This is a genomic window from Ruegeria sp. BHSB064, assembly GCF_059613205.1.
The window spans coordinates 1-13,140 of the sequence record NZ_JBXWSB010000119.1 but is presented as its reverse complement, the minus strand read 5'-3'; the positions used below and the strand labels follow the sequence as shown (position 1 = coordinate 13,140).

The window sequence follows — 13,140 nt, the reverse complement described above, 5'->3', positions numbered from 1 at the left end:
TTCGACATCCTTTTCTTCTGGGTCGCCCGGATGATGATGATGCAACTGGCCGTGGTCGATCAGATCCCGTTCCACACCGTCTACTTGCACCAGCTCGTCCGCGACGAGAAGGGCAAGAAGATGTCCAAAACCACTGGCAACGTCATCGACCCGCTGGAAATCGTGGACGAATTCGGCGCCGACGCGCTGCGGTTCACCAATGCCTCGATGGCAGCGATTGGCGGCGTGCTTAAACTGTCGCGCGAGCGGATCACGGGCTATCGCAACTTCGGCACCAAGCTGTGGAACGCCGTCCGGTTTGCCGAGATGAACGAGGTCTTCACCGACACCGTCCCGCAACTGGATGTGGCCGACCTGAAACCCAAAGCCGCCGTGAACCGATGGATCATCGGCGAAACCGCCCGCGTGCGGGAAGAGGTGGACGCGGCATTGGAAAGCTATCGCTTCAATGACGCAGCCAACGGGCTCTATGCCTTTGTCTGGGGCAAGGTCTGCGACTGGTACGTAGAACTCTCCAAACCCCTGCTGCAAGGCGACGACGCCGAGGCGCAGGCCGAAACCCGCGCCACCATGCGCTGGGTTCTGGATCAATGCATGGTCCTGCTGCACCCGATCATGCCCTTCATCACCGAGGAACTGTGGGGCCTGACCGGCAACCGCGCCAAGATGGTCGTTCACGCCGATTGGCCCACCTATGGCACCGAACTGGTCGATGCCGAAGCAGACCGTGAGATGAACTGGGTGATCTCGGTCATCGAAAATACCCGCTCGGCCCGTGCGCAGATGCGGGTTCCGGCTGGCCTCTACGTGCCGATGCTGGTGACAGAGATCGACGCTCACGGACAGGCCGCATGGGACCGCAACGAGGCGCTGATCAAACGTCTGGCGCGGATCGACAGCCTGACCAAGGCAGAGGAACTGCCCAAAGGCACCATCTCCATCGCCGCTCCCGGCGCGTCCTTCGGCCTGCCGCTGGCGGATATCATCGACATCGGCGCAGAAAAGGAACGGCTCGAAAAAGCCAAAAGCAAGCTGACCAAGGAACTGGGCGGCCTGCGCGGGCGCCTGAACAACCCCAAATTCGTGGCCTCAGCCCCGGAAGAGGTGGTGGAGGAAGCCAAAGCCAACCTCGCCGCCCGCGAAGAAGAAGAGGCGAAACTGAACGAAGCGCTCGCCCGCCTCGCCGAGATTGCCTGATCTTCATCTTTTCAAAAATACTCAAGTTCCAACCCCTGCGCCCAAACCGACGCAGGGGTTTTTCTTTACCCTCAAAGCTTTCCCCTTGTTCGTCCCACGCGCCAGTTGTTAGCAATCAAGCGAAACAACGCCCGAGGCCCCGATGGCGCAGCCCTTCCCCCCGATACAAACCGTCTCGACCGGACTGGTCGTGGCCGTCGTCGGGTTTTTCAGCTCGTTTCCTATCGTCCTGCAAGGGTTGAGCGCCATGGGCGCATCCAAGGCCGAGGCCGCCTCGGGCTTGATGAGCGCCGCCATCGCCATGGGGCTGGCCGCGATCTTTCTCAGCTTAAGATACAAACAGCCGATTAGCGTTGCCTGGTCCACCCCCGGCGCGGCGCTACTGGCCGTCTCCGCCACCCCGGCAGAAGGCTTTTCGGGCGCAATTGGAGCGTTCCTCTGCGCCGGCGCGTTGACGGTCTTGGCCGGGCTCTGGAAACCGCTCGGGCGTCTGGCTGCCGCAATCCCGACGACGCTGGCCCAAGCGATGCTGGCGGGCGTTCTGCTGCCGCTGTGTATCGTCCCCTTCAAGGCCGCTGTCGAACTGCCCTGGCAAGCCCTGCCTGTCATCCTGACATGGTTCATTGCCGGGCGGTTCAACAAGCTATTCGCCGTGCCCGCGGCCGTTGTGGCAGCCGCATTGGTCGTCGTGTTCAGCGCCGACGGGGCATCTGTACGACCCGAGAGTTATTTGGCTGCTCCGGTCTGGACAATGCCTACATTCTCGCTGTCTTCAGCCATTGGCATCGGCTTGCCGTTGTTCGTTGTGACAATGGCCACCCAGAATATTCCAGGCATCGCGGTCATGCGCAGTTTTGGATACACGCCTGCGCCGGGCAAACTGTTCTCACCGGTTGGCGGGGCCAGCCTGTTGTCCGCCCCATTCGGGGCTCCCGCCACCTGTCTTGCTGCCATCACAGCCGCCATGTGTTCCAACGAAGACAGCCACCCGGATCGCACCTTACGCTATTGGTCCGCGGTCATGGCAGGCATGTTTTATTGCCTGTTTGGCATCTTCGCTGTGGCGATCACCGGTTTTGCCGCTCATGCCGACCCGCTTTTGATGGGAACACTGACCGGTGTTGCGTTGATCGGCGTGATGGCCAACGCCACTTTCGCTGCGCTGGACGTTCCGGCAGAACGCGAAGCGGCCATTCTGACCCTTGCAATCACTGCTTCGGGCATCACTGCATTTGGCCTGGGCGCGGCCGTTTGGGGTCTGCTGGCGGGTGGGGTCGCCTATCTGATCTCGCAACGCGTCAGATAGATGGTTTGTCCGCCACCACAGATCGCTTAAACTAAGCCCATGTTTGGAGCATTGGCAAAACTGGTCGAACGCCAGATCAAAAAGGCTCAGGCCAAGGGCCAATTGCAGGGGTTGGAGGGTGAAGGCCAACCACTGCCTGACAGGTCATCAGAAGCGATGGCGGATCCAGCCATGGCCGCAGGTCACCGGATCATGGCGCAAGCCGGTGTTTTACCGGAAGAGTTCGAGATCAAGAAGCGGCTCGACACAGCGCGGCAGACCTATGCCAACCTGACCGACCCGGCAAAGCGTAAAGCCGCGATGGCCCATATTGCCGATTTGGAAATGCGCTACAACATGGCCCGCGACGCACGCCGGGCCTTTATGCGCTGATTACTTGAACTCGGGCTTGCGGCCCTGCATCTGCGCCATCACAACCTCCATCTGGTCGGGCTTGCCGATCAGTTCCACCTGCTCGGCGGATTCCGCCATCAGAACGTCAGTGCGCCGCTGCGACTCGGCGACGTCGATCAGGCGCTTGGCAGCGCGGATGGCCGAAGGGCTTTGACCGGCGATATTCTCGGCCAAGGCCAGAGCATCCGTCAGTGGATCGTCGGAAAGCTGCGTGACCAGACCCCAATCCGCCGCTTGTTGCGCACCAATGGGGCGCGCGGTGTAGGTCAGCAGCCGAAGCACATCCGAACGGACCAAGCGCGGCAACAAAACCATACCACCCATGTCCGGAATGATCCCCCATTTCATTTCCATTACGGCTAGTTTGGTCTCGGGATGCGCGATCCGAATGTCTGCGCCCAGCGCGATTTGAAGGCCGCCCCCATAGGCCACACCTTGCAAGGCGCAGATCACCGGCACCGGGACACGGCGCCAGATAAGGGCCAGTTCCTGCATCTCATTGGCGTCTTCGTGGCTGCGCGTCATCAGCCATTCGGTTGGGTCCATATGGGCCATCTTCGCAAAGCTTGCCATGTCCAGCCCTGCGCAGAAGCTCTTGCCCTCACCCGATAACACCACAGCGCGGGCATCCGAGGCCGCAACCTCTTGCCCGGCCGACAACAGCGCCTTGATCATCGCGTCATCCAGCGCGTTCATCTTGTCGCCCCGTGTAAGCGTGACATGGGCAACATGATTTTGGTAGGTGACGGATACACGTGACATAGGCGGCCTCTCAAAACTCCAATGTTGCAAACATGCCCGGCCCGGCGGCCGAATACCACTGCGACGTCAGGGCAGATCGCTGATAAGCATCCGCCCGAACCATGGGGAATCGAGGGTCATGACGTAGAACTGATCGCCCACGATCTTGCCCCCGGTTGTGATGCCCAAGCGGCCTTGCGGATCCTGTACCGTGCGCAGGATTGTTCCCTGGCCATCGAATTGCACCACCATGCCTCGATTAATTGGTGCCGGACGCACCGCCGGACCCAGCCGCCAGATCACCTTCCGCAAGAACGGGTAAGGCATCAGCGCTTCGGACGGAACGCGCGGGCTGGCGAAGGCCGACCAATAAGTGCCATCTCCCTGCGGCTCGATATTGTCGGGATATCCGGGCAGGTTATCCATCAGAATCTCTTGTTGTCCGGCCTTGGGGCCAGTCAGCCAAAGCTTATGCACCCGTGCGCGGCCTGTTTCTGCGATCAACAAATAAACCTCGTCGGGTGAAAGGGCGACACCATTGGTATAGACGAACCCATCTGCTATCTTTTCGGTCGTTCCATCGGGCGCGCGACGCGCGACATAGCCTGTGTCGGACTGTTCCCAGATGGTCAGGACCGAGGTGGGTTTGGTCCCCCCCATGGTTTCCGGGTCGAAGCGGTCTGTTGAGTTTGAGAAATAGATCGTGCCGTCCTGCGCCACGTCCAGTTGGTTGGCGTAGATCACAGGCGCACCGTTGACGTCCGCAACCACAGTTTCCAACGTACTCGGCCCGGTCCATCGCATCACACCGCGAAAACTGTCCGCAATGTAAACTGCGCCATCCGGCCCGGCCCTGAGGCCAAGAGGTCGCCCACCCAGGCGATCAACCTCGACAGGCTCGGCCCCATCAATTCGGTAAAGGATGCCTGACAGGCTTGTCGTATACACCGTACCATCGGGCATAACGGCGATGTCTTCGGGGCCAACCTCTTCCCCGGGCAGAGGTACAAGCTGTGCGGCGTCCAGCGCCGTGTTTTCTGCGAAATCTCCTGTAAATCCAGCGTCTTCCGGAAATTCGACGGCGACGGGTGCAACAGGTACAGGCCAAAACAAAAGATAAGCAACACCCAAAAGAATGACGGCGATCAAAATGCGCATTTGCGATCCTTTGTTACAGCCCAACCCAGCGCGATCAAACGCGTTGTGAGCTTGCTCAATAAGCGGGCTTGAGGTTATCTGCCCAAATGACCGGACCTCGATACACACCGCTTGCCCAATCCCTGCCCGCCACCGTGCCCTTTGTCGGCCCCGAAACGCAAGAGCGGCAACGGGGTGCGCCGTTCGCGGCACGTCTTGGGGCAAATGAAAGCGTGTTTGGCCCGTCACCACAGGCTATCGAGGCCATGGCGCAGGCCGCATCTGAAATCTGGATGTATGGCGATCCCGAAAACCATGACCTGCGCAAGGCACTGGCAGATCATCATGGTGTGATGCTAGAGAATACCGTTGTGGGCGAAGGGATTGACGGGCTTTTGGGGTATCTGGTGCGCCTGATCATAGGTCCCGGAGACTCGGTTGTAACCTCGGACGGGGCCTACCCGACCTTCAACTATCACGTGGCCGGGTTCGGTGGCATTCTGCACAAGGTTCCATATACCGGTGATCACGAGGATCCGGGTGCTCTGTTTGCCAAAGCAGCCGAGGTGGGCGCCAAACTCGTTTATCTGGCCAACCCTGACAATCCGATGGGCAGTTGGCACTCGGGCGCAGATATTGTGACCGCGTTGGATGCCATGCCAGAAGACTGCCTCTTGGTTCTGGATGAGGCCTATGTGGAATGCGCGCCCGATGGGACTGCTGCGCCTGTTAGTATAGATGACCCCCGAGTGATCAGGATGCGAACCTTTTCAAAAGTTTACGGCTTGGCAGGCGCACGGGTGGGCTATGCTTTGGGTGCGCCGGATCTGATCGCAGCCTTCAACAAGGTGCGCAACCATTTCGGTATGAACCGCGCCGCGCAAGCCGGTGCCTTGGCTGCGCTGCAGGATCAAACCTGGCTGTCGCACATTCAGGCCCGGATCACCGATGCACGAGGTCGTATCGCTGCAATCGCGCGCGAGAACGGGTTGGAGCCCCTGCCATCGGCGACCAACTTTGTCGCGATTGACTGCGGCCGGGATGGAGACTTCGCGAAAGCGGTTTTGGACTCTTTGGTTGCGCAGGGGATTTTTGTGCGGATGCCGTTTGCTGCACCTCAGAACAGGTGCATACGGGTCAGTTGTGGAGAGGCCGCGGATCTGGACGCGTTTGCCGCAGCCTTGCCAAAAGCGCTTGCCGAGGCGCAGGAACGCGCCGGCTGATCTTTAGTCGCTGGGCTTAGCTCGCAAGCGTTGATGCAGCGGCCTCAAGCGCTCCTGCGCCGCGTGGAATATCCAGCGCGGCCATTGCTGTTTCCATGCCACCCAGCATCGCCATGATCATTTGCCCGTTCACATGCCCCATGTGGCCGAGGCGGAAACAGCCGTCATAGTCCTCCATCCCCAAACCGATACCAAGCGTCAAACCCAGTTGGTTTTCGGTGAAGGCGCGCAAAGGTGTACCCCGGCCATCACTCAGGCGCAGCGACGTGACTGCACGGCTGCGGTGGGCACGGTCGGTGACGTTGAGATGTATAGCCCCGCCTTGCGCCCAGGTTTCGCACGCGGCCCAGATCGCTTTGGCCAGATGTTCATGCCGGGCCCAAACGTTTTCGATCCCCTCGGCATGGATCAGATCCAGCGCGGCGCGCAGACCGAAAAGATGATGCGTCGGCGCTGTGCCATTGAAATACTGGTAGAACAGGTCTGGATTTGCGCGCGGCTGCCAATCCCAATACTGCGACACGCGCGGCATTGTGGCCCGCTTGGACTGAGCATTTTCATTAAAGAAAACAAAGCCCAGACCTGCCGGGGTCATCAGACCCTTTTGGCACGCGCTGACCGTTACGTCGACACCCCAGTCATCCATCTCAAACCGGTCGCAACCCAACGAAGCAATGCAGTCGGCCATCACCAATGCCGGGTGGCCGAGATCTTCCAGAAGTCGGCGAAGTGTGGGGATGTCGTTGCGGATCGAGCTGGACGTGTCCACATGAACCGCCAGCACGGCTTTGATCTGATGGTCTTTATCCGCGCGCAACGCGTCGCCGATTTGGTCAAAGTCCCACGCTGAGGCGGTTCCAAAGTCGAGCAGTTGAACCTTCGCCCCCACCCCTTCAGCCATCTCAGCCCATCCGTGGGTGAATCGACCAGATGCCGGGGCAAGCACCGTTTCACCCGGCGCGATCACATTGGAAAGTGCTGCTTCCCAGGTACCGTGACCGTTGGCAATGTAGATTGCCACATCATGTTGTGTCCGTGCGACGCGCTTTAGATCAGTGATCAGCGCGGGCATCATCTCGACCAGTTCACCGTCATAAATATTTGGCGACGGGCGGTGCATGGCTTGTAATACGGCGTCGGGCATAACCGACGGGCCGGGAATGGCCAAATACTCGCGTCCCTTCGCGAGCGAAATATGGTTCGTCATAAGGTCAACCTGTCTGAATTGGTGCCCACCCTAACAAGGGTTTTGGCGGCGTCAATCCATCAGCTTCGAGGCTTCGCTCGCCAGCGCTTCAATACCCGCCCAATCCCCGGCATTGACCAGATGCTTCGGCGCAACCCAGCTGCCGCCAGCACAGATCACGTTGGACAAAGACAGGTAATCAAGAGCGTTAGAAGGCGACACGCCACCTGTAGGGCAGAAGCTGATCTGCGGCAGAGGCGCGCCGATTGCTTTCAATGCCGGTGCCCCGCCCGAAGCCTCCGCCGGGAAGAATTTCAGCATGTCGTAGCCTTTTTCCAACAACACCATCGCTTCGCTTGCTGTGGCGGCGCCCGGCAAAAGCGGCAGGCCCTCGGCCTCGCACGCTGCGATCAGCGCGTCAGTTGCGCCCGGTGAGACACCAAACTGAGCACCCGCTTCTTTGGCCGCACGGACGTCTTCAGGTGTGACGAGCGTACCCGCACCAACCACGCCACCAGGCACCTCTGCCATGGCCCGGATTGCATCCAATGCAGCCGGTGTGCGCAGTGTGACCTCAAGCGCGGGCAAGCCACCAGCAACCAGCGCTTCGGCCAAAGGACGCGCCTGTGCTGCGTCGTCGACGACCAGGACAGGCACAATAGGCGCAAGAGCGCAGATTTCGCGGGTGCGTTGGGATTTCGTCATCTCTTATGCTCCGAATATGCTGGCGCCTGTGTCGGCTGATCCGACATTTTGCCGGAACGCACCAAAGAGGTCACGCCCGACACCGTGCTGATTGGCTGACAGGTCGGCGGTGGCAACTGGGCGGTCCAGCACGCCTTCGGTCAGGATTTCCAACTGGCCTTGCACCGCATCAACGCGCAGGATGTCGCCATCCTGCAGACGCGCTATGGCACCACCGTCCAGCGCCTCGGGACAGACATGGATTGCTGCGGGAACTTTGCCCGACGCTCCGGACATACGGCCATCAGTGACAAGCGCCACTTTTTGCCCACGACCTTGCAGGATCGACAGAATAGGAGTCAGCGAATGCAATTCTGGCATCCCGTTCGCTTTGGGGCCTTGGAAACGCACGACAACGATGACGTCATCCGTGAACTCTCCGGCCTTGAAGGCGGCTTTGACGTCATCCTGATCATGGAACACACGTACAGGTGCTTCGACCACCTGATGCTCAGGCGCGACCGCTGAGACCTTCATGACCCCTGTGCCCAGGTTGCCCGTCAGGCGCGACAGACCGCCGGTTGGTTGGAACGGATCATTGGCCGGGCGCAGAATCTTTTCGTTCAGGCTGTGGTCTGTGCCGTCCTGCCACACAAGGTCTCCGTCCATCAGCTTGGGTTCCTTGGTGTAATTGTGCAGGCCCTGACCTGCGACGGTCAGGGTATCTGGGTGCAAAAGACCGTTCTCAAGCAGCGTGCCGATGGTATACCCAAGCCCTCCGGCGGCATGGTAGTGGTTCACATCCGCCAGACCGTTGGGATAAACCCGCGCAACCAGCGGCACCACGGCAGAGATGTCGGAAAAATCTTCCCAATCCAGAACGATACCACCTGCCCGCGCCATAGCGATCAGGTGGATCAGCAGGTTGGTCGATCCACCCGTTGCCATCAGACCCACGATGCCGTTCACAAAGGCACGTTCGTCAAGGATCTGGCAGACCGGTGTGTAATGGTTGCCCAGCGCGCTGAGCGACAGGGCGCGGCGCGCGCCTTCCTCGGTCAGGGCATCACGCAAGGGCGTGTTTGGATTGACAAAGCTGGAGCCCGGCAGGTGCAGGCCCATGAACTCCATCAGCATCTGGTTTGTGTTGGCGGTGCCATAAAAGGTGCAGGTGCCGGGGCCATGATAAGCGGCCATTTCCGCCTTCATGAGCGCATCGCGGCCCACTTCTCCAGCTGCGAATTGTTGGCGGACCTTGGCTTTTTCGTCGTTCGGCAACCCGCTGGTCATCGGACCTGCGGGCAGGAAAACGGCTGGCAGATGGCCAAAAGCCTGCGCGCCAATGATCAATCCGGGGACGATCTTGTCGCAAACCCCAAGGAACACCGCGGCGTCATACGTGTTGTGGCTAAGGGCAACCCCGGTCGCCAATGCGATCACGTCGCGCGAGAACAGCGACAGCTCCATCCCCGCCTCACCTTGCGTGACGCCATCGCACATCGCCGGAACCCCACCTGCGACCTGCGCGGTGCCCCCGGCGGCGCGGATCGCCTGACGGATCAGTTCGGGATAACGCTCAAACGGCTGATGCGCTGACAGCATGTCGTTATAGGCGGTGACAATTCCCAGATTGCCTGCGGTGCCGGTGGCCATGGACTGCTGGTCTTCACCGGCACCCGCGTAGGCGTGGGCCTGACCACTGCAAGACAGATGCGCACGGGCCGGGCCTTTGGATTTGGCCTGTTCCATGCGTTCCAGATGTGGACCGCGCAGATCGGCGCTGCGGTCTATGATCCGTTTGGTGACGTCGGCAATAACTGAATGTACCATGATTACCCTCCGATCTGACGCCAGCGGCGTCCATCGCGATGCATCAGCATCAGTGCTTCTTCGGGGCCGGAACTGCCCTGATCGTAACGGGACGGGCGGTCTCCGCGCTGTTCCCAGCCCTGAATGATGGGATCGACCCAGGCCCAGGCGGCCTCGGCTTCGTCGCCGCGCATGAACAGCGTCTGATCGCCTCGAATGACATCCATTATCAGCCGTTCATAGGCGTCCGGGGCTTGCGCTTCGGCCCCAAGCGCGTCGGCAAAGCTCATATCCAGCGCCACATCCGACAGGCGGAACCCGCCCGGCCCCGGATCTTTGATCGTGGTGCGCAGGGTGATGCCTTCGTCGGGTTGCAGACGGATCACCAGCACGTTGCCATGCAGCGGACCGACATTGGGAAAAATCGTGTGCGGCGGGTCGCGAAAGAACACCGCAATCTCGGATTCGCGCGCACGCAAACGTTTGCCAGTGCGCAGATAGAACGGCACACCCGCCCAGCGCCAGTTGCCAATATGAACCTTGAGGGCAATGAAGCTTTCGGTTCGGCTGGCAGGGTTGCCGACATGATCGACATAGCCGCCCTCGCCCTTGTCCGCCCGGTATTGGCCGCGTGCAATGTCTTTTGGCTCAACAGGCTCCAACGCTTCGATCACCTTGACCTTTTCATCGCGCACGGCATTAGGTGCGTATTTCGAAGGCGGCTCCATCGCGGTCAGGCACAGGAGTTGCACCAGATGGTTCTGGATCATGTCCCGCATTGCACCGGATTGGTCGTAATAGGCCCCGCGCCCTTCAACACCCACAGTTTCGGCCACGGTGATCTGAACGTGGTCGATATGGGTCGAATTCCAAAGCGGCTCGAAAAGCGAGTTCGCAAAGCGCAGCGCCATCAGGTTCTGCACGGTTTCCTTGCCCAGATAATGATCGATCCGATAAATCTGATGCTCTTCGAAGCAAGCACGCAAACCTTCGTTGAGTGCCTTGGCCGAAGCCAGATCATGACCAAACGGCTTTTCAACAACGATGCGACTGTCGGGTGTCGCCAAGCCAGTGTCATGCAAACGTTGCGCGATCCCAGCGAACAGGCTTGGACCCACAGACAGATAAAAGGCCCGTACAACATCATCGCGCACCAGTTTTTTAAGTTCAGACCACCCGCCCTCACCCAAAGCATCCACGGGCACATATTCGACATGTGCCAGGAACCGGTCCAGCGTCTTGGACGAAAAGTCTGGTGCAAATTTCTGCATCGACTTGCGGACCTGATCACGGAAGCCATCGCTATCAATTTCCGATCGCGCCGTGCCGATGATCCGCGCGCCTTCGGGCATTTGACCAATCGCGAAACGATGGCACAGCCCCGGCAGGATCTTGCGCTGTGCCAGATCACCGGTGGCCCCAAATAACACCAGATCAAATGGTTCTACCGGAATGACGCGTGAAACCATCACAGGCTCCTTCTGAGTGTGCCGATATCAACCTAACATGGCGCGAACCCGCGCAATACAAAGACTGTTATCGCTAACATTGCCTGCGTATTAGAAAGACCCCACAGAAAAATCAAGCAGAGTTTCCGAAATTCGAAGCGAATTGCGCGTTATCCTTGGTTGCGCAGCCATTCCATCACGGCCGGTCGCACACTTTGTTCGCCACGATGGCGGGCATCAGCAATGATTTTACGCACTTCTGTCAAATCGCAGCGTAACAGCAGGCTTTTGACCGGTCCGATCGAGGCCGGGCGCATCGACAACGTCCGTATCCCCATTGCCGCCAGACACAGCGCCTCGACCGGGCGGCCCGCATCCTCGCCACAGAAACTAAGTGGAGTGTCCGATATATCACAGCGTTCGACGATCCGCTCCATCAAGCTAAGAAAACTGACGTTCAGTGTGTCATAGCGCCGACGCACCAGCTCGTTTTCGCGGTCAGCAGCAAAGAAAAACTGTTTGAGGTCGTTGCCGCCAATCGAGATAAAGTCCACCTCGTCAAAGAACTTTTGTGGGGCAAAGGCCAGCGATGGAGTTTCCAGCATCGCGCCGACCTCAAGCATTTCAGGCAGGACGTGACCCAAACGCTTCTCGCGTTCGATGGTCTTGTTCACTTCCCAGCGGGCTTCTCGGAATTCGTCGGCTTGGGCCACAAATGGGAACATGATCGTCAGCGGCCGACCATTGGCAGCCCTCAGAAGCGCTTGCAACTGCATCCGCATGACGCCGCGTTTGTCCAGACCAACCCGAATAGCGCGCCAACCCAGCGCCGGGTTCGGTTCTGCCACATGTTTCATATAGGGCAAAACCTTGTCTGACCCGATATCCAGTGTGCGGAACACAACCCGTTTGTCCCCCGCCGCATCCAGAACACGTTGATATTGGGTGACAAGTTCTGACCGCTTCGGCATTTGATTTCGGATCAGAAATTGCAGTTCGGTACGGAATAGCCCCACACCTTCAGCACCTGAGGTCCCCAACGACGGCAAATCAGCCATCAGGCCCGCGTTCATGACCAGATTGATGCGCGACCCGTCCCGCGTCACACACGGCGTTTCACGGATCGACGCATAGCGCTCCTGCGCCTTGGCCTGCATTGCGATTTTGTCGCGAAATGCGCTGACCACGGTATCTTCCGGGCGCAGATGCACGACGCCCTGATCGCCATCGACCAGTACATGATCGCCGTTCAACGCTTCGGTCGTGATCCGTCCCACATGCACCACAAGCGGGATTGCCAATGCACGCGCGACGATAGTCGCATGGCTGCCGACAGAGCCCTCCTCGAGTATGATCCCTTTCAGCGCCCGCCCGTATTCCAGCAGATCTCCGGGGCCGATGTTGCGCGCGACCAGGATGGGATCAGGTGGCAAATCGGCACTGTCGGTTTTGCCCTGCCCGGTCAGAATGCGAAGCAATCGGTTGCTGAGATCATCCAGATCCGCAAGGCGCTCGCGCAGGTAGGGGTCTGTGACCTGTCCCATCCGCGCGCGGGCCTGAGATTGTTCCTTCTCAACTGCGGCTTCAGCGCTGAGGCCAAGGGCAATGTCCTCTTCCATCCGCCGCATCCAGCCTTTGGAATTGGCAAACATCCGATACGCTTCCAGCACCTTAAGCTGTTCCGTGTCGCCGTCCTGCGAGATTTCCAGCATCTTGTCGACACCGACGCGCAGTTCGTCGACCGCTTCGACCAGTCGCTCGCGCTCTCGGTGCGGGTCTTCGGCGATCGGGTTGGTAACGACCACGCGGGGTTCGTGCAGCCAGACATGGCCTTCGGCAGACCCTTCCTGCGCTTGGCCGCCGGTCAGCTGAACAGATTGCTGGTGCAAGGGCGACAACGCAGCACCTTCACCAACAAAAGCGCCAAGTTCGGCCATTTCGGCCAGAACCATAGCGACCACTTCCAGCGCATAAACCTCATCCGCAGAAAACTCGCGCGCCTCACGCGACTGGACA

At 59.6% G+C, this 13,140-nt stretch carries 11 protein-coding genes; 4 read left to right on the top strand and 7 right to left on the bottom strand.

Annotation, left to right across the window (positions count from 1 at the left end; translation table 11 throughout):
- The 3 genes from AC2FNU_RS20450 to AC2FNU_RS20440 form a co-directional block, all read left to right on the top strand.
- A partial coding sequence (locus AC2FNU_RS20450) for a class I tRNA ligase family protein (protein ID WP_496791884.1) occupies positions 1-1,197 on the top strand: 1,197 nt, incomplete at its 5' end.
- 142 nt (positions 1,198-1,339) lie between these two features.
- Positions 1,340-2,503, top strand: coding sequence for a benzoate/H(+) symporter BenE family transporter (locus tag AC2FNU_RS20445; protein WP_496791883.1), 1,164 nt, complete (start codon positions 1,340-1,342; stop codon positions 2,501-2,503).
- A 39-nt stretch (positions 2,504-2,542) separates the two neighbouring features.
- On the top strand, positions 2,543-2,875 hold the full coding sequence (locus AC2FNU_RS20440) for a DnaJ family domain-containing protein (protein WP_496791882.1): 333 nt from the start codon (positions 2,543-2,545) through the stop codon (positions 2,873-2,875).
- Here AC2FNU_RS20440 and AC2FNU_RS20435 read toward each other — a convergent pair whose 3' ends face one another.
- Together AC2FNU_RS20435 and AC2FNU_RS20430 are read right to left on the bottom strand one after the other, a co-directional pair.
- Positions 2,876-3,658, bottom strand: coding sequence for a crotonase/enoyl-CoA hydratase family protein (locus AC2FNU_RS20435; protein WP_496791881.1), 783 nt, complete (start codon positions 3,656-3,658; stop codon positions 2,876-2,878).
- Positions 3,659-3,724: 66 nt separating this feature from the next.
- The gene (locus AC2FNU_RS20430; protein ID WP_496791880.1) at positions 3,725-4,795 is read right to left on the bottom strand and encodes an SMP-30/gluconolactonase/LRE family protein; all 1,071 of its coding nucleotides are present in this window, start codon (positions 4,793-4,795) and stop codon (positions 3,725-3,727) included.
- Positions 4,796-4,881: 86 nt separating this feature from the next.
- Here AC2FNU_RS20430 and AC2FNU_RS20425 point away from each other — a divergent pair, with 86 nt between their 5' ends.
- Positions 4,882-5,997, top strand: coding sequence for a pyridoxal phosphate-dependent aminotransferase (locus tag AC2FNU_RS20425; RefSeq protein ID WP_496791879.1), 1,116 nt, complete (start codon positions 4,882-4,884; stop codon positions 5,995-5,997).
- A 16-nt stretch (positions 5,998-6,013) separates the two neighbouring features.
- On the opposite strand, the gene AC2FNU_RS20420 is transcribed toward AC2FNU_RS20425, so the two are convergent.
- From AC2FNU_RS20420 to ptsP, 5 genes are all read right to left on the bottom strand, one after another.
- Positions 6,014-7,204, bottom strand: a complete 1,191-nt coding sequence (locus tag AC2FNU_RS20420) for a pyridoxal-phosphate-dependent aminotransferase family protein (protein ID WP_496791878.1) — start codon at positions 7,202-7,204, stop codon at positions 6,014-6,016.
- A 51-nt stretch (positions 7,205-7,255) separates the two neighbouring features.
- Positions 7,256-7,888: a bifunctional 4-hydroxy-2-oxoglutarate aldolase/2-dehydro-3-deoxy-phosphogluconate aldolase gene (locus AC2FNU_RS20415; protein WP_496791877.1), complete on the bottom strand. Its 633-nt coding sequence runs from the start codon at positions 7,886-7,888 to the stop codon at positions 7,256-7,258.
- Between the two features lie 3 nt (positions 7,889-7,891).
- Positions 7,892-9,697, bottom strand: coding sequence for a phosphogluconate dehydratase (gene edd / locus AC2FNU_RS20410; protein WP_496791876.1), 1,806 nt, complete (start codon positions 9,695-9,697; stop codon positions 7,892-7,894).
- Between the two features lie 2 nt (positions 9,698-9,699).
- Positions 9,700-11,145: a glucose-6-phosphate dehydrogenase gene (gene zwf, locus AC2FNU_RS20405; protein WP_496791875.1), complete on the bottom strand. Its 1,446-nt coding sequence runs from the start codon at positions 11,143-11,145 to the stop codon at positions 9,700-9,702.
- A 149-nt stretch (positions 11,146-11,294) separates the two neighbouring features.
- Positions 11,295-13,140, bottom strand: a 1,846-nt coding sequence (gene ptsP, locus AC2FNU_RS20400) for a phosphoenolpyruvate--protein phosphotransferase (protein ID WP_496791874.1), incomplete at its 5' end; no start/stop codon positions are given.